Annotated in this window: 17 protein-coding genes and 2 pseudogenes; 12 read left to right on the top strand and 7 right to left on the bottom strand. The window is 37.3% G+C overall.

The window, feature by feature from the left end; translation table 11 throughout:
• Window positions 1–39: 39 nt before the first annotated feature.
• Window positions 40–195, top strand: a pseudogene (locus tag A9996_RS19525) (DUF2147 domain-containing protein); the annotation flags it as partial.
• A 76-nt stretch (window positions 196–271) separates the two neighbouring features.
• On the opposite strand, the gene A9996_RS05005 reads toward A9996_RS19525, so the two are convergent.
• Together A9996_RS05005 and A9996_RS05000 are read right to left on the bottom strand one after the other, a co-directional pair.
• Window positions 272–1,651 (bottom strand): exonuclease domain-containing protein, encoded by a 1,380-nt coding sequence (locus A9996_RS05005; RefSeq protein WP_066431739.1) that lies wholly within the window; start codon window positions 1,649–1,651, stop codon window positions 272–274.
• Window positions 1,651–2,421: an XRE family transcriptional regulator gene (locus A9996_RS05000; protein ID WP_066431736.1), complete on the bottom strand. Its 771-nt coding sequence runs from the start codon at window positions 2,419–2,421 to the stop codon at window positions 1,651–1,653. The genes A9996_RS05005 and A9996_RS05000 overlap by 1 nt, the downstream gene beginning before the upstream one ends.
• A gap of 205 nt (window positions 2,422–2,626) precedes the next feature.
• Between A9996_RS05000 and A9996_RS04995 the strand changes: the two genes are divergently transcribed.
• The 8 genes from A9996_RS04995 (at window position 2,627) to A9996_RS04960 (ending at window position 10,850) form a co-directional block, all read left to right on the top strand.
• On the top strand, window positions 2,627–5,389 hold the full coding sequence (locus tag A9996_RS04995; RefSeq protein ID WP_066431734.1) for a DNA polymerase III subunit alpha: 2,763 nt from the start codon (window positions 2,627–2,629) through the stop codon (window positions 5,387–5,389).
• Window positions 5,383–5,691, top strand: coding sequence for a hypothetical protein (locus tag A9996_RS20935; RefSeq protein ID WP_346210586.1), 309 nt, complete (start codon window positions 5,383–5,385; stop codon window positions 5,689–5,691). Before A9996_RS04995 ends, A9996_RS20935 begins: the two co-directional genes overlap by 7 nt.
• Before the next feature lie 115 nt (window positions 5,692–5,806).
• On the top strand, window positions 5,807–6,058 hold the full coding sequence (locus A9996_RS04985; RefSeq protein ID WP_066431729.1) for a DUF6364 family protein: 252 nt from the start codon (window positions 5,807–5,809) through the stop codon (window positions 6,056–6,058).
• 1 nt (window position 6,059) lies between these two features.
• Window positions 6,060–6,482: a type II toxin-antitoxin system VapC family toxin gene (locus A9996_RS04980; protein ID WP_066431726.1), complete on the top strand. Its 423-nt coding sequence runs from the start codon at window positions 6,060–6,062 to the stop codon at window positions 6,480–6,482.
• 162 nt (window positions 6,483–6,644) lie between these two features.
• Window positions 6,645–7,862 (top strand): DNA polymerase IV, encoded by a 1,218-nt coding sequence (dinB, locus tag A9996_RS04975; protein WP_066431723.1) that lies wholly within the window; start codon window positions 6,645–6,647, stop codon window positions 7,860–7,862.
• A gap of 229 nt (window positions 7,863–8,091) precedes the next feature.
• A complete protein-coding gene (locus A9996_RS04970) occupies window positions 8,092–8,682 on the top strand; it encodes a HupE/UreJ family protein (protein ID WP_066431714.1) in 591 nt (196 codons plus the stop codon).
• A gap of 144 nt (window positions 8,683–8,826) precedes the next feature.
• Window positions 8,827–9,258 carry a deoxycytidylate deaminase gene (locus A9996_RS04965; protein ID WP_066431711.1) on the top strand — a complete coding sequence of 144 codons (432 nt, stop codon included), beginning with the start codon at window positions 8,827–8,829 and terminating at the stop codon, window positions 9,256–9,258.
• Complete coding sequence (locus A9996_RS04960; protein ID WP_066431708.1) at window positions 9,258–10,850, top strand: S41 family peptidase; 1,593 nt, start codon at window positions 9,258–9,260, stop codon at window positions 10,848–10,850. Before A9996_RS04965 ends, A9996_RS04960 begins: the two co-directional genes overlap by 1 nt.
• A 141-nt stretch (window positions 10,851–10,991) precedes the next feature.
• Here the strand turns inward: A9996_RS04960 and A9996_RS19820 are convergent, their stop codons facing one another.
• The 3 genes from A9996_RS19820 to A9996_RS04950 all read right to left on the bottom strand — a co-directional run bounded on the left by A9996_RS19820 (window position 10,992) and on the right by A9996_RS04950 (window position 12,022).
• Window positions 10,992–11,129, bottom strand: coding sequence for a hypothetical protein (locus tag A9996_RS19820; RefSeq protein WP_157487181.1), 138 nt, complete (start codon window positions 11,127–11,129; stop codon window positions 10,992–10,994).
• A gap of 85 nt (window positions 11,130–11,214) precedes the next feature.
• Window positions 11,215–11,424, bottom strand: coding sequence for a hypothetical protein (locus A9996_RS04955; protein ID WP_066431703.1), 210 nt, complete (start codon window positions 11,422–11,424; stop codon window positions 11,215–11,217).
• A 10-nt stretch (window positions 11,425–11,434) separates the two neighbouring features.
• Complete coding sequence (locus A9996_RS04950) at window positions 11,435–12,022, bottom strand: MarC family protein (RefSeq protein ID WP_066431701.1); 588 nt, start codon at window positions 12,020–12,022, stop codon at window positions 11,435–11,437.
• Window positions 12,023–12,155: 133 nt separating this feature from the next.
• On the opposite strand from A9996_RS04950, the gene A9996_RS04945 reads away from it, so the two are divergent.
• Window positions 12,156–12,722 (top strand): DUF3109 family protein, encoded by a 567-nt coding sequence (locus A9996_RS04945; RefSeq protein ID WP_066431699.1) that lies wholly within the window; start codon window positions 12,156–12,158, stop codon window positions 12,720–12,722.
• 79 nt (window positions 12,723–12,801) lie between these two features.
• Here A9996_RS04945 and A9996_RS04940 read toward each other — a convergent pair whose 3' ends face one another.
• On the bottom strand, window positions 12,802–14,724 hold the full coding sequence (locus A9996_RS04940; protein ID WP_248912319.1) for a tetratricopeptide repeat-containing sensor histidine kinase: 1,923 nt from the start codon (window positions 14,722–14,724) through the stop codon (window positions 12,802–12,804).
• 76 nt (window positions 14,725–14,800) lie between these two features.
• A pseudogene (locus A9996_RS04935) lies at window positions 14,801–15,532 on the bottom strand (LytR/AlgR family response regulator transcription factor); the annotation flags it as partial.
• 714 nt (window positions 15,533–16,246) lie between these two features.
• Between A9996_RS04935 and A9996_RS04930 the strand changes: the two are divergent.
• Both A9996_RS04930 and A9996_RS04925 read left to right on the top strand, forming a co-directional pair.
• Window positions 16,247–17,227 (top strand): ribonucleotide-diphosphate reductase subunit beta, encoded by a 981-nt coding sequence (locus A9996_RS04930; RefSeq protein ID WP_066431694.1) that lies wholly within the window; start codon window positions 16,247–16,249, stop codon window positions 17,225–17,227.
• 173 nt (window positions 17,228–17,400) lie between these two features.
• Complete coding sequence (locus A9996_RS04925) at window positions 17,401–19,878, top strand: ribonucleoside-diphosphate reductase subunit alpha (protein ID WP_066431906.1); 2,478 nt, start codon at window positions 17,401–17,403, stop codon at window positions 19,876–19,878.
• Window positions 19,879–19,900 lie beyond the last annotated feature (22 nt).

Genomic DNA, 19,900 nt, shown 5'->3' with positions numbered 1-19,900 from the left:
AAGTAGCTTTTTTTATTTTATAGTAAAACTAAAGACGATAATGAATACGAAGGAGGTACTATTTTTGATCCGGAAAAAGGAAAGGAGTACAAATGTAAGATGTGGATTGACAATGAGACACCCAATATCTTAAACGTACGCGGCTATATTGCATTTTTTTACAGGACTCAACAATGGTATCGTGTGACAGATTGATCATTCAGTATAACGTAAAAAACAAAAAGCACTTAAAAAAAATTAGTGTCTTTTTTTTATATGTAAAAACTTGAATTTATTGAAGCTCCAAGGTTTTGGCAGCTGAAGACTGTAGCAAGAGTTTTCTCAAAATGCCCTGAACTTCCGTAGTTTCCTTTTGCGGAATTAGAAATGTTTCCAAATCATCAGGATTCAAAATCTGTTCTGATTTCTCTACAAAACCATAGCCAAGATACAGTCCGTTTTTGATAAGCACAAAAGCTTCTTCTTCCACATGGCGCCCTTTCTCTTTCAACACCATATTCTGATTGGAATTTGCCATATAATCAATAGCTAAATTTGCACGCTCGTTATAAGCAACCATTGCTTCTTCATCCCTACATATGCCTTTACAAGTGTTCAGTTTGTAATGTGAACAGGTCCATACATTTTCTTGTAAATGACAGTATTTTGGGCAGAGCTCAAATTGCTCGCACACTTGTTCCAAATACAGCCTACAATCACGAATACTATGAAATATTTGTAACGGATTGGGGGTTGCTTTGAGCGTATTAAATGCCAAATGCTGAATCCCGCGCCGGTCTTCATAACTAAAAACGGCATATGGTTTTGGTACACGTTTGGCCGCTTGATTGTAGATGGGAAAATGATGTTTAATGGCCGCATCTTCCATCAGTCGCGCCACAAGATCACTCCCCGAAAGTTCATAATCAATGTGCGCAGTTTCTCTGCAAAGGTTCAGTTCCTTCTCTTTTTTATCATAGAAATGCCCCAAAACACGCTTTTTCAGATTGATTGCTTTCCCTACATAAATGATCTTTCCTTTTTTATTTTTGAAATAATAAATACCAGCACCATTTGGAATGGCATCAAAAATAGCACTTGGCAAATTTGAAGGCAGCGTCGCTTCTTTAGAGCCTTTTTTCAAGAAATCAGAAAAAACGGTTTCTGAGTGTTCATGTGCCAGTAATTTTTCAAACAGTGTGACGGTTGCTTCGGCATCTCCTCGCGCCCTGTGCCTGTCAACTAAATTAATGTCCATTGAATTGCACAACTTCCCTAAACTATAAGATCGAAATCCCGGAAACAAGGTTCGAGACAAGCGGACTGTGCACAGTTTTCGGCGTCTGAAATCGGCATCAATTGCTTTGAATTCATTTCTGATGACATTGTAATCAAAATTGACATTATGGGCCACAAAAATACTGTCCTCAGTAATAGAAAGAATAGCTTCTGAAATTTCTGCAAAAGTTGGAGCATCAGCAACCATAGCATTGTCGATACCTGTCAATGCGGTAATGTAATCTGGGATTAACGCCTCCGGATTAACAAGTGATGTAAATTCATCAACAACCTTTTCTCCATCGTATTTAAAAATGGAAATTTCTGTAATCTTGTTGCCACGTCCTGTGGTCTCCACATCAATAATCGTATAAGTTACTTTGGTTTTCGCCATTATGCCATTTTTTGAACTGCTTCCAATTCCACCTTTAGTTCTTGGAACATCGCCATGATACTGCTCATCTTCAGTTCTTTTTCATCATATTCCTGAGTGTTGATGCAGCAGGTAAATTCCCAAAGCTCCAACACATTTTCAATCGGAATCTCATAAGGTTGATATGCCTTATTATCGCTACTCAACAGTAACGTCTGTTTGTCTTCTATCAAATTAGAGACTCTTTTATAAACCAGACCATCATCTTTGGTCAGCACAATATAGGTGCGTCCATTTTTTACATCTTGAACCTCCTCAACATACTTAGCCACCACAAATGCGCCATCTTTTACAGGCAACATGGAATCGCCTTTGATAGGAAAAGCACGATGGGTTCCTGTGGGAAGAAAGGGCAGCTTGATTTTTTGCAGCTGCTCAATATACTCAGGATCATCATAGCCTGCCAGATACCCGGCCGAGGCTTTCGCAGGGATAATTTCAATCAGATCTTCATTATCTTCACTTACGGTTATCGGGAACAGCACACGTTTGCTGCCAATATCAATAAAAGAGGTGTCTTTGGCTTTGCGCAAATCATTCTTTACCAAAATATCAATCGGTATTTTAAAGTAGTCCGACAAATCGATCAGTCGGTCGATGGGTGGCTCTGAACGCCCCTCTTCATAAGACCCAACGATGGAACGCGACCAGCCCAATTCATCTGCAAAACGCTCTTGGGAGAGCTGCTTTATTGAGCGGAGATGTTTTATGTTTATTTGGATATTTTTCATGTTATTTTTTTTGCAATGAATGTGCGAGTAAGTTTTTAAAAGTGTTATTAATCAATGCCCAAACCATGAATGTAGCAACAAAAAATCTTAGTTCTCGATTCTAAAAGCGAAGCGATCTCAATTCCTTTTCTTAATTTACTACAAATATAAGCAAGGTTAACTACATATAATAGTTAATTTTGAAAAATCATTAGTAAACAAAAATATGTACCTCAACTGCCACACCTACTACAGTCTTCGCTACGGCACTATAAAGCCTGAGCAACTGCTTGCCATTGCTTCAGAAAATGGCTTACAGACTTTGGCATTGACTGATATCAACAGCACTTCAGCGTGTTTGGATTTTGCACGATTATCCTCAAAATATAAAATCAAACCTGTTTTGGGTATCGATTTCAGAAATGGTGCGCAACAGCAATTCATCCTCATTGCCAAAAACAATAAGGGGTTTCAGAACATCAACGATTACCTCTCTGGATTTTTACATGACTCTGAATTGAAAATCCCTGAAACCGCCCCCCAACTCGAAGATGTATTTGTGATTTATCCCTACATTCATAAAAAAATATATGCTCTAAAAGAAAACGAATTTTTGGGTATTAAGCCACAGGATTTGAACCATCTCAAATTCTCTAAATGGAATTTACTGCGGAACAAATTGGTCGTTTTGCAAACCGTATCATTTCAGAACAAAAAAGATTTTAACACCCACCGCCTATTACGCGCCATCGACAACAATACCCTGTTGAGCAAACTGCCTAAAAGTGAACAAGGCCAGGAAACCGACAAAATGTTGCCTTATCAGGAATTGTGCACTACCTATGACGAATTTCCTGAACTCCTAAATAACACAGCTCACATCCTCGACAAATGCCATGTAGATTTTGATTTTTCTCAAGAAAACCCAAACAACCAACGTTGCTACACCCACAATGAGGCTTTGGATTTTAGATTGTTAAAAAAACTCACCTATGACGGATTGCATTACCGCTACAAAAATCCTGACGAGCGCGTTTTTTCACGTATCGAAAAAGAACTATCTATCATTGAACAAAAGGATTTTGTGTCCTACTTTTTAATCAATTGGAAGATTTTGAAATACGCACGCAGTAAAAACTATTTCTATGTAGGTCGTGGCAGTGGTGCCAATAGCATTGTGGCCTATTTGCTTCGAATTACGGATGTGGATCCTATAGAACTCGATTTATACTTTGAGCGTTTTATCAATGTTTTTAGACAAAACCCACCCGATTTTGACCTCGATTTCTCATGGAGAGATCGTGATGATATTACCAATTTTATCTTTACGAGGTTCAAAAACACGGCTTTGATTGCGGTTTATAATACGTTTAAATTTAAAGCCTCTGTTCGTGAATTGGGGAAAGTGTTTGGTTTGCCAAAATCGGAAATGGACATGCTTACCAGGGGCAAATACAACGTTAATCAATTGGATCAATTATCCCAACTCGTCATTAAATACAGTACCTATATTCAAGGATTTCCTAATTATTTAGGCATTCATGCTGGCGGAATTCTGATTTCAGAAAAGCCCATCCATTATTATGGCGCCACCTTTATGCCGCCAAAAGGCTATGCTACCACGCAGTTTGATATGGTTGTCGCAGAAGATATCGGATTGTATAAATTTGATATTTTAAGCCAACGCGGACTCGGGAAAATTAAAGAGGCCACAGAAATTGTTGCTTATAACCATCCTGAAAAGTCTCCCATCGACATCCACGACATCAAGCGTTTCAAGGAAGATGGGCGCATCAAAAATTTATTGAGAAACGCCAAAGCCATCGGGTGTTTTTATGTGGAATCGCCCGCAATGCGAATGCTTATGAAAAAATTACAGGTAGATAATTATTTGGGCTTGGTGGCGGCAAGTTCCGTCATTCGCCCTGGAGTTGCCAAAAGCGGAATGATGCGTGAATATATTTTGAGGTATCGCGATCCGGAACGTGTTAAGAATGCGCCCAAAGTGTTACTCGACATTATGCCAGAAACCTTTGGCGTTATGGTATATCAGGAAGATGTAATTAAGGTGGCACATTATTTTGGCGGACTCACACTTGGAGAAGCCGATATGTTGCGGCGTGGGATGTCAGGAAAATTCCGATCGCGTGATGAATTTATGAAAGTGAAGCAACAGTTTTTTGACAATTGTAAAAATTCTGGAAAACCAGATGCGCTAGTGGAAGATATTTGGCGACAGATTGAAAGTTTTGCTGGTTATGCATTTGCCAAAGGACATTCCGCGTCCTATGCAGTGGAAAGTTATCAGAGTCTATTTTTGAAAGCGTATTTCCCACTGGAATACATGGTGGCCACTATTAATAATTTTGGCGGATTTTATAGTACTGAATTGTATGTCCATGAAGCCAGAATGCATGGCGGCATCATTGAAGCGCCTTGCATCAACCGTAGTTTTACACAAACGGTCATTCATGGCAAAACAATTTATCTCGGATTCATGTTTTTGCAATCCTTCGAATCAAAAACCATTAAACGCATCGTAAAAGAACGGAATGAAAATGGTTCCTTTTTGAGCATGGATAATTTTATTGAACGGGTTCCCATTTCCATAGAACAGATTTCGATTTTGATAAAAATCAATGCATTTCGATTTACAGGCAGCAACAAACGTGAATTGCTCTGGGAAGCCCATCTTAAAATCAGCAAACACGCGGTGCAAGAACATGTCATCACGCTCTTTAAAACCGAACGCGTGCATTATAAAACACCAGAATTGCCAAGTACAGCTTTGGAAAATGCCTTTGATGAAATTGAATTGTTGGGCTTCCCGCTGTGCAATCCGTTTCATCTGCTGGAAAACCATTCAGTAAATCAGTTACGTGCCAAACATTTGGAATCTTTGGAAGGAAAAATGATTACAATTGAAGGCTACCTCATCACCACAAAAAACACCAGAACGTCCAATGGACAAAATCATGCATTTTGGTAAATTTTTTGGATCGTGATGGCGATTTTGTTGATACGGTCCATTTCCCTCCTGTGGCAGCTAGATTTCCGTTTAGAGGTAAAGGCATCTATAGTATTACAGGTAAAGTGATGATTGAATTTGATTGTGTCACCATTGAAGTAGAACGTATGGAACGGTTGTCAGTTATTGAAGATCCGCGGTATAGCGCAAGCCCATACTCTAATCCCCATACTGCAGTAGCTAACGAAGAGAGGTTTGGCGGCGGTATAATCCCAAAAATTACATCGAAATCAAAAACACAATCTATTCAAACAACTATATAAAAAGAAGCGATCAATACTGATCATCAATATCAGCAATCAAAAAACGATACGTATTAATTTTAGAATTAAAACACGTGCTTTAATTTTTTATTATCTTTGTAAAAAACAACAGATTATGAACACAAAACTAACATTGACAATCGAAAAGGAAGTCATAGAGAAGGCAAAACGATATGCGAAACAGAAAAACCGTAGTCTGTCTGATATTATTGAAAATTACCTCAAAATATTAACTATAGAAGAAAGGAAACAAAGCGATCAACCTCTCAATCCTATTGTAAAATCCTTAAAAGGCTCTTTTAAGACCTCTAAAAAACTCGACTACAAAAAGGAATTGGAGAAACGATTGGAAGAAAAATATTTTTGAAATGGACCATGTACTTATAGACACCGACGTGATATTGGATTTTTTCTTTGACCGCGAGCCCTATTCTGAATATGCCGCACAAGTTTTAAACTTATGTGAAGAACAGAAAATAAAAGGATTTGTAACACCAGTAGCAATATCGAATGTGTATCATTTATTGAGGAAAATCGGAAAACACGAGCTCATCATTGAAAAATTAAAACAACTTTTAACCATTATTGACATTGCAGAAATGGATAAGACTATTGTTTTAAACGCACTCAACTCTCAATTCAAAGATTTTGAAGATGCTCTACAGAATTTTTCCGCTCTCGGAAAAGAAAATATTAATGTCATTTTAACAAGAAACTTAAAGGATTTCAAAAAAAGCACATTAGCCATAATGACCCCTGAAAGCTATTTAAAAGGAAAACCTAACAGTTAATAAAAAGAGGTTGTTACTTTAAAACAGAGAAGTTTACGTTTTTAAAAAAATGTATAACTGAAATTTGTTCCCAAAATTTAATTATTATAAAAATCACGTCATTTATTAAGGAGTTGAACAAGTGCTTATTCTCTAATCTTTACTCTTAATTCATCTTTTATCATGACCTACCAACGCTCCATAGTGCACATGGATTTAGATACCTTTTTTGTGTCCTGTGAACGCCTGCTCGACAGTCGCCTAAACGGGAAACCCGTTCTTATAGGCGGCACGAGTGACAGAGGTGTTGTAGCCTCCTGTAGCTATGAAGCACGGAAATTTGGAATCCACTCTGCAATGCCTATGCGCATGGCCAAACAATTGTGCCCTGAGGCCATCATTCTCCGAGGGGATGCAGGTACCTACACTAAATTCTCGCAAAACGTAACCGATGTTATTAAAGACACGGTTCCGTTGTATGAAAAGTCGTCTATTGATGAATTCTATATTGATTTGACGGGGATGGACAAGTTTTTCGGGTGCCATAAATTAGCCTCTGAGTTGCGCCAGCGCATCATCAGAGAAACTGGATTACCAATTTCCTTTGGTTTATCGCTCAACAAAACGGTATCCAAAATCGCCACTGGGGAAGCAAAACCCAATAACGAAATCCAGATCCTCTCAGGCAATGAAAAACCATTTTTGGCACCTTTATCAATTAAAAAAATCCCAATGGTAGGCGATGTGACCTACAAATCCTTATGTGATTTGGGTATCAAACAAATCAGGACCGTACAGGAAATGCCGATGGAATTGATGTATAAAGTATTAGGCAAAAATGGTTTGGGCATTTGGAACAAAGCGAATGGCATTGATAATTCGCCAGTTATTCAATACCAAGAGCGCAAATCGATTTCTACAGAACGCACTTTTAATAAAGACACTACAGATGTCGCAAAATTAAAAGGCATCATCATCGCCATGGCTGAAAATTTGGCGTACCAATTACGTCGTGGCAATAAATTAACGGCGTGCATCACCTTTAAAATTCGCTATTCTGATTTTCAGACCTATACCCAACAGCAGCGTATTCCGTATAGCGCTATGGATCACAATATCATTCCCATAGTTTTGGACTTGTTTGAAAAACTTTACAACCGACGTCTTTTAGTACGCCTGATTGGCGTTAAATTCAGCCATTTGGTAGAAGGCGGCCATCAGGTCAATTTGTTTGATGACGATACGAAGTTTCTTCATTTGAGCGAAGCTATTGATAAGATGCGCGAACGCTATGGCGATAGGTCGGTTATTAGCGCTGCAGGAATGGAAGCCCGAACCATTGGCAGATGGAATCCATTTAATGGTGAACCGCCACCGCTGTTGCCGCATCGGAAAGCTTAGTTTTCAGTCTCCAGTCTCCAGTCCTCAGTCTTCAGTCTTCAGTCTTCAGTCTTCAGTCTTCAGTCGAAAAGTCGAACCTACAAATTTCTGTTTTCCGTTTACTATTTTCTATTTTCTATTTTCTATTTTCTATTTTCTATTTTCTATTTTCTATTTTCTATTTTCAAAAATATAATTTTGCAACTCTTACCATTCCTTGTACCTTTGGAGCTACCCAAACACTCAATTTATGCTCGATAATTTTTGGTTTAACATGCAATACGGCATGAACCATGTACTGGACATCAACGCTTATGACCATGTTCTTTTTTTATTGGTACTTACGGTACCTTATATGTTTAAAGATTGGAAACGTGTATTGCTGCTCGTAACCATGTTTACTTTGGGCCACACTATAAGTTTGGTGCTGGCAGTTTACGGCGTTATCAGCATTAATACCAATTTGGTTGAATTTCTGATTCCCATAACTATCATGGTTGTCGCTATATACAACATTTTTACGGCAGGCAAAAAAGCACCTAATGAAAAAATTGGCATCCTCTTTTTTTTAACTTTATTTTTCGGGTTGATACATGGGCTTGGTTTTGCTGGCGAGTTTAAAATGTTTGTTGGCAGATCAGACAACAAATTACTTCCTTTAATAGAGTTTGCATTAGGGATTGAATTGGCACAACTTATCATTGTATTTGTAGTCCTGTTTTTAGGCTTTTTATGCCAAACTATTTTCAGGTTTTCAAGACGCGATTGGATGATGGTACTTTCTGCAATTGTTGTAGGATTAGTCATCCCTATGTTGATCAACAGTAAGTTCCTTTCATAAAACTTTAAAGTGTGCTAAAGTTTTAACTCTAAATTATATAAATTAAAATACGAACCTTTTATATTCGTTGCAGGTTTTGTCTGATGCAATTTACCCAGGTATTGAAAATCGGAAATAGCACTCCCACAATTGTAAATTAAATAAATGCCAAATAGGAAACAGATGCGCTATGATAAAGCGTATTTAAGAATAGCAAAAGAATGGGGCAAGTTATCACACTGCCAACGAAAACAGGTTGGTGCCGTGATCGTTAAAGACCGGATGATCATTTCTGATGGTTACAATGGTACCCCAACTGGCTTTGAAAATTATTGTGAAGATGATGCAGGATACACCAAATGGTATGTGCTTCATGCAGAGGCAAACGCCATTTTAAAAGTAGCGGCTTCCACACAATCCTGCAAAGACGCAACCTTATACATTACGCTATCCCCTTGTAAAGAATGCAGCAAATTGATCCACCAAGCTGGCATCATTCGTGTTGTATATCATGAAGGCTATAAAGATGATTCTGGCCTCCAATTTTTGGCCAAAGCGGGCATCGAGTTACAACATATTGAAGATTTAAGCGCATAATGGCTTTTAATAAAAAATATATTCCATTGATTATTGGCGTTGCTGTTGCAGCAGGCGTTCTTATTGGTGGAAAGCTCAATTTTACCGATACTTCTGACCGCCTATTTACTTCAAACAGCAAAAAAGACAAACTCAACCGTCTGATCGATTATATTGATTATGAATATGTAGACGATGTCAATACAGATAGCATTGTGGATGTTACCGTTAATGGTATTTTAGAAAAACTCGATCCGCATTCCATTTACATTCCCAAAAACGAACTACAACGTGTTACTGAAAATATGAAGGGCGATTTTGTAGGAATTGGCGTAAGCTTCTATACCTACAAGGATACAATTACCGTGATCAGACCAATCGCTGGCGGTCCCAGTGAAAAAGCCGGAATTAAAAGTGGTGATCGGATTATTATGGCTGATGGGGACTCCATTTTTGGACGTCAATGGGACAATGAGCAGATTATTCAGAAGTTAAAAGGTGAAAAAAACACAAAAATCAGTTTGAAAATTTATCGGAAAAGTGAAAACAAATTTCTCGATTTCAATGTCAAACGCTCTAGCATTCCCATAAATAGCGTCGATGCTGCCTATATGCTCACCCCTGTCCTGGCTTATATCAAAATCAACAGATTTGCCGAATCTACTTATAAAGAATTTAAAAGAGCCTTAGATAAATTACAAGATGAAGGCGCCACCAAATTGGTGTTGGACTTACGCGATAATCCTGGAGGTTTCTTGGCCATTGCAGAACAGATTGCTGATGAATTTTTAGAAGATGATAAATTGATTCTTTTCACAAAAAACAAATCTGGTCGTATTGAAAAAAGTTTTGCCACCCGTAGAGGTGATTTTGAAGAAGGCGAAGTATTTATTCTAATCAATGAAAATTCAGCCTCTGCCAGTGAAATTGTTGCAGGCGCATTACAGGATAACGACAAAGGCACTATTATTGGACGTCGCAGTTATGGCAAAGGTTTGGTACAGCGTGAAATGGCTTTGGGAGATGGCAGCGCCGTACGTTTAACTGTCTCCCGATATTATACGCCTACCGGACGTTCCATTCAGCGTCCTTATGACAATGGCCACAATCAAGAATATTATAACGACTACTACAAACGAAGAAGCAGTGGCGAATTTAATGATGAAATCAATATTAAGGTAGCCGATTCTTTGAAATTCACAACGCCAAAGGGCAAAGTTGTATATGGCGGTGGTGGGATTATTCCTGATATTTTTGTGCCCATAGACCAAAGCACTCAAAACGAAACTTTAAACTACATCAAACAAAGTGGCCTCATCAACTATTTTGTTTTTGAAGAATTGGATAAAGACCGTAAAAGCTACTTGGGCATTTCTAAGCAGGATTTTGTCGCCAATTTTGAAGTGAGTGATGACGTCGTGATTCGCTTTCAGGAATATCTCAATATCAGGGAAGCAGCTAAAGTTACTTTTGTGGCTTACCATCAAGAAATGAAACTACTTATAAAAGCCGCTTTGGCTGATCAATTATATGGTTCTAACGCTTCTGAAGAAATTATAAACGCAACAGATGATATGATTGAGGAAGTCTTGAAGTTGATCAAAACACAATAGCGCTATTGGTTGTCATTAGTTCTTAATTTCTATTAAAAACCAGATAATATCAATCTCCAAGATAAATATTCTCAAAAACAATAGCTTTAGAAACTGTAAGCCGTTTTAGTAATAGTTACTGTATCAACCCATCATACAAACTTATAATGGAGTCTTCTTATCATTCTCCTTGTGTTCCAAATAAGGACAGGTTATAGGGTTTTGAACTTCATCCTGAATCAACACACTTACCACTAAATCAACACACTTACCACTAATGGCACCTTGCGTGAGTCCCAAAAAATGTCAACTAAGGCCGTTTTGAAGTTGTGAAGCTCATATTGAACAATTAGTACAATACTTCTGTTCTCCAACACTCAAAACCTTATGCACTACGCTTTTCTTTTGAAAGTTTCTCAATACGTTTAGAAATTCTGAGAATTTGAAGTAAAACAATGGCACAAAGAGAGGTAAAGATTGTTATAAGTGCTACAACATTCTCTCCCTCAAGAAGGGCATTAAAATCGAGTTTTGTAACGTTGAAAACAATAAGTCCCAAAGCGATGACAGATAAAATGATAGTAGCTACTTTCATAGTAATTTAATTAAGATAATTCAAATAGGGCCTTGATGTTGGCAGCAAATAATTTTACGGCAATCGCCAATAAAATCACCCCAAAAACTTTTCTGATAATACTGATCCCATTAGGACCTAAAAAACGTTCAATTTTAGACGATGTTTTTAGGACGATAAAGATAATGATAACATTAACAATAATAGCAACGATGATATTTTCTATTCTAAATTCCGCTCTCAATGAGAGTAAGGTCGTCAAACTTCCTGGTCCCGCAATTAAAGGGAATGCCAGTGGAAATACTGAGGCGGTTGACAAATCATTTTCTTCGTGCTTATAGAGTGTAATCCCCAGAATCATCTCTAAAGCTATAAAAAACAAAATAAAGGCACCCGCTACGGCAAATGAGTTGACACCAATACCAATCAATGACAAAATATTTTGACCAATAAATAGAAATAGAATCAGAATTACGCCAGCAATAATAGAGGCTTTCTCACTCTGAATATGGCCCACTTTTTTGCGCAAATCAATAATGATTGGAATATTTCCAATAATATCAATAACCGCAAAAAGAATCATGAATGCTGTAAAAATTTCCTTAAAATCAAGTTCCATAAGACTAGGCTTTTAATTTTTTGCAAAAGTAGATTTTTAATATCGATTTATAATATTAAATAACAGTAAATTTAAGTTACTTTTGTACCCTACTTTTTACGAGAAATCAGCTCATTTTTTAAGCCAACACGTTATGTTTCAGTTAGGGAAAACCATTGTTTCAGAAGACATCATTGAGAAGGATTTTGTATGCAATTTATCCGCCTGCAAAGGGGCTTGTTGCATTGATGGAGAGGCTGGCGCTCCTTTAGAGCTGGAGGAAACAAAAATCATGCAGAATATCTATCCAAAAGTAAAACCATTTATGCGCAAAGCAGGAATAGCTGCCGTTGAAGCCCAAGGCGCTTTCATCACCACTGAAGATGGGGAATTTGAAACGCCGCTAATAAACGGTGCAGATTGTGCCTATGTGATGTTTGACAACAAAGGCACCGCGCTTTGTGCCATTGAAGAAGCCCATAATCAAGGAGAAATAGATTGGAAGAAACCCGTTTCATGTCATTTATATCCCGTCCGTGTAAAGGATTATTCTGAATTTTCTGCCGTTAATTATCACAAATGGGAAATTTGCGATGATGCCTGTACGCTAGGCAAGGAACTTCAAGTTCCTGTTTATAAATTTGTCAAGCAGGCCCTTATCCGAAAATTTGGAGAAGATTGGTATATGGAATTGGAAAAAGTTGCTGAAAAACATCAGTAATCTTATTTTTAGTACACTTATAAAGACTTCTCCAACTAGTACTTCTTTGGAGTCATCTATTTTATGCTACTCAAAACAATTAAGCAGTCTTTAAACTGTTACTGTGAATTGGTATGGCAACCACAACCTTAGTCCCTACGGGTACATTTTGGTCGTCATATAAATCCTCAATCTCCATTTTGTAGTCTGCGGTAAACCTTTTTGAGAAATTGGTCAATCGCGCTTTGGTAATGGTCAGACCAACTGATTTTCTCTTTATGATTCTGTCACGGTTTATACTTTCTGAAGCTTTTCTGCCAATACCATTATCAGTGATGGAAATTGTAATAAACGCATCTGTGTCTTTATAAACTTTCAGTTCAATTTGTTTATCTTCCTTTTTAGATGAAAGTCCATGCCAGAGCGCATTTTCAAGAAACGGCTGCAAAATGAGTGAGGGCACGCGAATGTTTGAGGTATTGATTCCAGGGGCTACGTCTACCGTAAAATTAATATCGTTTGAAAAACGAATATTCTCAATGTTCATGTAAAGCTGCATGGTGTCCAATTCATCTTCTAAAGAAATTTCCTTTTCAGTAGAGGCTATCAGGATTTTTCTGATAAACTTTGAAAACTTATTAAGATAATACACCGCATTTTCTTTCTCATTATTGATGATATAGAGCTTAATGGAGTTTAATGAATTGAAGATAAAATGAGGGTTCATCTGGCTTCTTAACATGTCCTGCTCCAAAGTCAAAATTTGCTTTTCATGCCTAAGTTGTCTGTTTCTGTTAATAGCAATCATGATTCCCGCTGTTATGACTAAGGCTAAGATTGCAAACCAAAAAATAGTTTGGTTGCGCTGCATCTTTGATTTTACCAATTCATTTTCATTGGCAAGTTGTATAATTTGATTGTTCTTGGCTTCATTTTCATATTGAACAATAATATCACTCACATACTGCATATTACGCTCGGTGAAAATGGTCTTTTCTAGCTCAATCGCTTCCTTATAATGAAATAAAGACGTTTTGAAATCATTCTGTTTTTTATAAAAATCAGAAAGATGCTTGTGCGCATCAACTATGGAGGTTTTTAATCCGTAGGTTTCAGAAACTTCCAGACCTTTCTTAAGATTGAACTCTGCCTCCTCATCCATGTTCAGTTCCTTTTGTGCCCACCCCAAATTAATGTAAGCATAAGAAATATAAAATTGATCTCCCAATAGAAGCGCCTTCTTTAGCGCCTCTTCAATTATAACTTTAGCATCATTGTATTTTTCTTGTTTTATATAAACCTGCCCTATACTAATAAAACAAATCACGCGGCCAACTTCAGAATTGATTTGCTCATTATAATCCAAAGACCGTTTGTAGTTTTCTAAAGCCAGATCCAGAAGTCCTTTGGCCTCATCAGCATATCCTAAATTATGATAATTAATAGCTAAACCTAACTTGTTCCCATATTGTTTTTCAATAATCAACGACTTCTCAAATTGTTCAACAGCAAGATCATACTGCTTTAAGGTCAAGTATATATTCCCCATACTATTTTGAGATACAGCGATACTTGACTTTAATTCTTGAGACGGATCTTTGACCGAGTTTGCAATATCCAGAGCTTTCTTATGGTAATCTAGAGCAGGTTTTATCAAATCCATGCGCCTGTAAACCACACCAATCATATTGAGACTGATGACTTCCAAGGGAATATTTTTAGCTTGTTGTGCTAATTTTTCGGCTTTAAAATGTGCTTCGAGAGCAGCATCATAAGAAGGAATATTTCTATAAATTTCTCCCAATTTGTTCAGCGCATAACTCTCTACCTCCAAAGCATCAGCTTTTCCTGACTTTATAATTAGATCCTTCAAGGCCAAACTGTCACTGTCAAACCTAGAAAATATTGAATCTATGGTTTGGTGTTTTTTGGGCCAAAAACCTTGTAAATTTTTCAAGGTATTGTCAAAATCACTAGGTTTTTCATTTTGCGCCTGAAATGTATTGTAGGCACAAAAAAACATCAACAAGAGTATACAAAGGCTGAGAGGCTCTTTTAAAAGTGCTCTCTGTTTTAGTCGAATAGGGTGCATGGGTTATAACTTTTACTAAAAAGTCAGATTTTCGTTGTCTTGCTACAGGAATCCTATGGTTTGATTCCATGATCACGTAACCTTCACTCTTTATGAATTCTTTTATTTTTTTCAAATTGATGATGTAAGAATTATGAATTCTGAAAAACTGATTTTCTGGCAGAATCGTATTCATTTCTTTCAATTTCTTTGTAATTACAATTTTTTGGGAATTCTCCATGATGATGGTACAGTAATTTCCGTCAGATTCAACAAACAAGATTTCTTCAGCATCCAAGAAAATAAGTTTACCATCAGTGTTAATGGTAATTTTCTTTGGATCAAACTTTGAGTTAAAATTAAGAAGTACCTCTTCAATTTTAGTTGAACTGCTCATTTTAGAATTATACTTTTTGATCTTTTTAATGGTTTCCTGTAGGTCATCAGAATCTATGGGCTTCAACAAATAATCAATGGCCTCATGTTTCATGGCCTTTATTGCAAATTCATTGTAAGCCGTGGTAATGACCACCGCAAAATCTTTATTAGTGAGTTTCCCCAAAAACTGAAACCCGTCCATTGTTGGCATTTGAATGTCCAAAAACAAACAGTCAAGGGCATTATTATCCAAATAATCAATGGCATCTTCCGGACTAGTAAAGGTTTTGATAACATCAATGTCATTACTAAAGTTTGAAAGCTCCCATGTGAGACTCTGGATAGCCTTAGGTTCATCATCAACAATTACAGCTTTTACCATAATTTAAATATAATACTATTACGCATGAAATTTAAACAAATATGTATGATTAGCAGAATTTCCTGTATAACGCGCCCATTTTATAATTCTCTTTTATAATACTCTGAAAACATGACACTTATTATCGTAACGCGCATTTGTGTAAGAATTACCAACTATACATTTTTTGATACCAACCATACAACAGTCTACCATTACAGACATATTATTTGGGATATTTGATCAGGGATTTATTTTACCCATAACAAAAGGTGATCGTGGGGATTCACTTTTAGATTAAATGCTATTAATCAATAAAAAGTCAGGGGCAACCCTGACTTTTTCAAAAAAAAGAATTCCAGATCATCACATTGTGTGGAGAATAATTTTAGTTAGTTAATTTAATTATTGGGGAAAAAGGAACGTCATTCAACGTTCCTTTTTTATGTTTTAAAACCCTAAGCAAATCCTACGCATCAATCCATAAAACCCCCAAATAACCTTCCTTGTGTTTATAAGGCATACAAGCATTTTTGTTTTATAACAATCTGATTTTCAATAAGAAATATTTACAATAAAACCTCTTTCTAAAGTGAAAATTTATCGGGTTTGTTAAAAACTTGTTGACAATGTTTATAAATATACCTTTCATTTCCAGTCTCATTTTTCAATCTTTGTTAGTTCCAGATTACAGTAAAAATTTCGTCTCATATTTCACAAAAAACAAACACAATAATGTCTCAAGCTACTGAACCAATTTTGCAAGAAAACAAAAGTCGTTTTGTCATCTTTCCTATCCAACATCACGATATTTGGGAGTGGTATAAAAAATCTGAAGCTAGTTTTTGGACAGCTGAAGAAATTGATCTGCACCAAGACCTTACAGATTGGAACAATAAGTTAAATGACGACGAGCGTTATTTTATCAAACATATCTTAGCCTTCTTTGCAGCTAGCGATGGTATTGTCAATGAAAATTTGGCTGAAAACTTTGTCAATGAAGTGCAGTACAGTGAAGCCAAATTCTTTTACGGTTTCCAAATCATGATGGAGAACATCCATAGTGAAACCTACTCGCTATTGATTGACACTTATGTTAAAGACGAAAAAGAAAAAGGATTATTATTCAACGCGTTAGACAACTTCCCTGCGATTAAGAAAAAGGCAGATTGGGCATTGAAATGGATCGACTCACCAAGTTTTGCTGAACGTTTGATTGCTTTTGCAGCAGTTGAAGGCATTTTCTTCTCAGGTGCTTTCTGTTCTATCTTTTGGCTAAAAAAACGTGGCTTGATGCCAGGTTTGACGTTTAGTAATGAATTAATTTCCCGTGATGAAGGCGTACACTGCGACTTTGCGGTGCATTTGCACAATCACCACCTCATCAATAAAGTCCCAAAAGAACGTATCAGAGAAATTCTTGTGGATGCTTTAGATATTGAACGTGAATTTATTACAGAATCTTTGCCAGCGAGTTTGATTGGGATGAATTCTAATTTGATGACTCAATATTTAGAGTTTGTCACCGATAGACTTTTATCTGAATTAGATTGTGATAAAGAATTTAACACCGCAAATCCTTTTGATTTTATGGATATGATTTCACTTCAAGGAAAAACAAATTTCTTTGAAAAAAGAGTCTCTGAATATCAAAAAGCTGGGGTCATGAACAAAGAGGAAGAGAAAGACAAATTCAACTTTGACGCCGAATTTTAACAGCATCAAAACCTCTTTAAAGATTCAAATTTAAGGGCCTGAAACTTTTCAGGACAGGATTTTTCACCTTTAAAATCAAGACCATTTCAATTGACATGGGTCTTTTAGTATATCAACCAACTATTAATAACTTTTCAGAGTAGGCGCTACTGAAAACTAAAATGTGTAATTCTATGTTTGTAGTAAAAAGAGATGGCAGGAAAGAACCAATGATGTTCGACAAAATCACCGCAAGAGTGAGAAAATTGTGCTACGGCCTCAATGAATTGGTAGACCCAGTAAAAGTTGCCATGAGAGTTATTGAAGGACTTTATGATGGCGTGACTACAAGTGAATTGGACAATCTTGCAGCTGAAGTAGCCGCAACCATGACCACCGCACACCCTGATTACGCGCGTTTGGCGGCACGTATTTCTGTATCCAACCTACATAAAAACACAAAAAAGAGCTTTAGTGAGGTCATGCATGATCTATATGTGTATGTCAACCCAAGAAACGAAAAGCCGTCCCCTTTATTGGCAGATGATGTGTACGACGTCATTATGGCAAACAAAGAGAAATTGGATTCTACAATCATCTACAATCGCGATTTTGGCTATGATTATTTCGGCTTCAAAACCTTAGAACGTTCTTACCTTCTCAAATTAAATGGCAAGATTGCTGAACGTCCTCAACATATGTTAATGCGCGTTGCCATTGGCATCCACCTTAATGATATTGACTCTGCCATTGAGACGTATGAGCTCATGTCTAAAAAATATTTTACACACGCTACACCTACACTTTTCAACGCCGGCACCCCAAAACCACAAATGTCGTCATGCTTTCTTTTAACCATGAAAGATGATAGTATTGATGGTATTTATGACACTTTAAAACAGACGGCAAAAATCTCACAGTCGGCAGGTGGTATTGGCTTGTCTATCCATAACGTTAGGGCTACGGGCAGTTACATCGCTGGTACCAACGGCACGAGTAACGGCATTGTACCCATGCTACAAGTGTTCAATGATACGGCACGTTACGTAGATCAGGGTGGTGGAAAGCGGAAAGGCAGTTTCGCTATTTATATGGAAACTTGGCATGCCGATATTTTTGAGTTTTTGGATTTGAAAAAGAACCACGGAAAAGAAGAAATGCGTGCAAGAGACTTGTTTTACGCGATGTGGATTTCTGATTTGTTTATGGAACGCGTGCAGGAAGATGGGAAATGGACCTTAATGTGTCCTAATGAATGTGCAGGTTTATGTGATGTTCACAGTGAAGAATTTGAAGCGCTTTACATCAAATATGAATCTGAAGGAAAAGGCAGAAAAACCATCAAGGCACGTGAGCTTTGGGAGAAGATCTTAGAATCGCAAATTGAAACGGGCACTCCTTATATGCTCTACAAAGATGCGGCCAACAGAAAATCAAACCAGAAAAACCTAGGCACCATCCGTTCTTCAAATTTATGTACTGAAATCATGGAGTACACCTCTCCTGATGAAATTGCAGTGTGTAATTTGGCGTCCATCGCCTTACCAATGTTTGTGAAAAATGGTGCTTTTGATCATAAAGAATTGTTCAAGATCACCAAACGTGTAACCAAAAACTTGAACAAGGTTATTGACCGTAACTTCTATCCTGTCAAAGAGGCTGAAAATTCCAATTTGCGCCACCGGCCTATTGGCTTGGGCGTACAAGGTTTGGCAGATACGTTTATCTTGTTGAGAATGCCTTTTACAAGTGATGCGGCCAAAAAATTAAATCAAGAAATTTTTGAAACGCTCTATTACGCTGCAGTGACGGCAAGTATGGAAATGGCACAAGTTGAAGGACCCTATTCCACTTACGAAGGCTCACCAATAAGCAACGGCGAATTTCAACACAACCTCTGGGGTATTAATGACAATGATCTGAGCGGGACTTGGGATTGGGAAAAGCTCCGCAATGAGGTTAAGAAACATGGGGTGCGCAACTCACTTTTGGTGGCGCCAATGCCTACAGCAAGTACGTCTCAAATTCTAGGAAACAACGAATGTTTTGAGCCTTACACCTCCAACATTTACACCCGTCGTGTACTTTCTGGCGAGTTTATTATCGTCAACAAGCATTTATTGGAAGACTTAGTAGAATTAGGGCTTTGGAATGAAGGTTTGAAACAAGATATTATGAGAGCCAACGGTTCCATCCAACATATTGACAACATTCCAGAAGACATTAAAGAGCTTTACAAAACGGTTTGGGAGATGAGCATGAAAGATATTATTGACATGTCGCGTCAAAGAGGCTATTTTATTGACCAATCACAATCACTGAATTTATTTATGGAAGGTGCGACGATGGCAAAATTGACCTCAATGCATTTCTACGCATGGAAAAGCGGCCTAAAAACTGGCATGTACTATTTAAGAACGAAGAGTGCTGTAGACGCCATTAAATTCACATTGGATAATACAAAAAAAGGCGAACCAATAGAAGCACTTGCTGAAGTTGCTGATGTGGATGAGAGTTTAATTGCGCAACAAAAACAACAAGCTGCAAAAACAGCAGTTAAATTTTCTCAGGAAACCGTTGAAGCAGAACCTATGAGTACCGAAGAAATGAAAGCATTAATTGCCCAAGCCAAAGAAGCAGAGGGCGATGATTGCCTCATGTGTGGCTCCTAATTATAGGAAGAACTGTTATAAA

This window comes from Gelidibacter algens (assembly GCF_001678675.1).
Taxonomy (GTDB): domain Bacteria; phylum Bacteroidota; class Bacteroidia; order Flavobacteriales; family Flavobacteriaceae; genus Gelidibacter; species Gelidibacter algens.
The sequence above is the reverse complement of the archived record's forward strand: the minus strand, read 5'-3'. Positions and strand labels throughout refer to the sequence as shown.

Excerpts from the sequence above, each read along its gene's own strand:
- A9996_RS05005 (WP_066431739.1), bottom strand. The coding sequence starts at position 1,651 with ATGGCGAAAACCAAAGTAACTTATACGATTATTGATGTGGAGACCACA.
- A9996_RS05000 (WP_066431736.1), bottom strand. The coding sequence starts at position 2,421 with ATGAAAAATATCCAAATAAACATAAAACATCTCCGCTCAATAAAGCAG.
- A9996_RS04995 (WP_066431734.1), top strand. The coding sequence starts at position 2,627 with ATGTACCTCAACTGCCACACCTACTACAGTCTTCGCTACGGCACTATA.
- A9996_RS04985 (WP_066431729.1), top strand. The coding sequence starts at position 5,807 with ATGAACACAAAACTAACATTGACAATCGAAAAGGAAGTCATAGAGAAG.
- A9996_RS04980 (WP_066431726.1), top strand. The coding sequence starts at position 6,060 with ATGGACCATGTACTTATAGACACCGACGTGATATTGGATTTTTTCTTT.
- dinB (WP_066431723.1), top strand. The coding sequence starts at position 6,645 with ATGACCTACCAACGCTCCATAGTGCACATGGATTTAGATACCTTTTTT.
- A9996_RS04970 (WP_066431714.1), top strand. The coding sequence starts at position 8,092 with ATGCTCGATAATTTTTGGTTTAACATGCAATACGGCATGAACCATGTA.
- A9996_RS04965 (WP_066431711.1), top strand. The coding sequence starts at position 8,827 with ATGCCAAATAGGAAACAGATGCGCTATGATAAAGCGTATTTAAGAATA.
- A9996_RS04960 (WP_066431708.1), top strand. The coding sequence starts at position 9,258 with ATGGCTTTTAATAAAAAATATATTCCATTGATTATTGGCGTTGCTGTT.
- A9996_RS04955 (WP_066431703.1), bottom strand. The coding sequence starts at position 11,424 with ATGAAAGTAGCTACTATCATTTTATCTGTCATCGCTTTGGGACTTATT.
- A9996_RS04950 (WP_066431701.1), bottom strand. The coding sequence starts at position 12,022 with ATGGAACTTGATTTTAAGGAAATTTTTACAGCATTCATGATTCTTTTT.
- A9996_RS04945 (WP_066431699.1), top strand. The coding sequence starts at position 12,156 with ATGTTTCAGTTAGGGAAAACCATTGTTTCAGAAGACATCATTGAGAAG.
- A9996_RS04940 (WP_248912319.1), bottom strand. The coding sequence starts at position 14,724 with ATGTTTTTTTGTGCCTACAATACATTTCAGGCGCAAAATGAAAAACCT.
- A9996_RS04930 (WP_066431694.1), top strand. The coding sequence starts at position 16,247 with ATGTCTCAAGCTACTGAACCAATTTTGCAAGAAAACAAAAGTCGTTTT.
- A9996_RS04925 (WP_066431906.1), top strand. The coding sequence starts at position 17,401 with ATGTTTGTAGTAAAAAGAGATGGCAGGAAAGAACCAATGATGTTCGAC.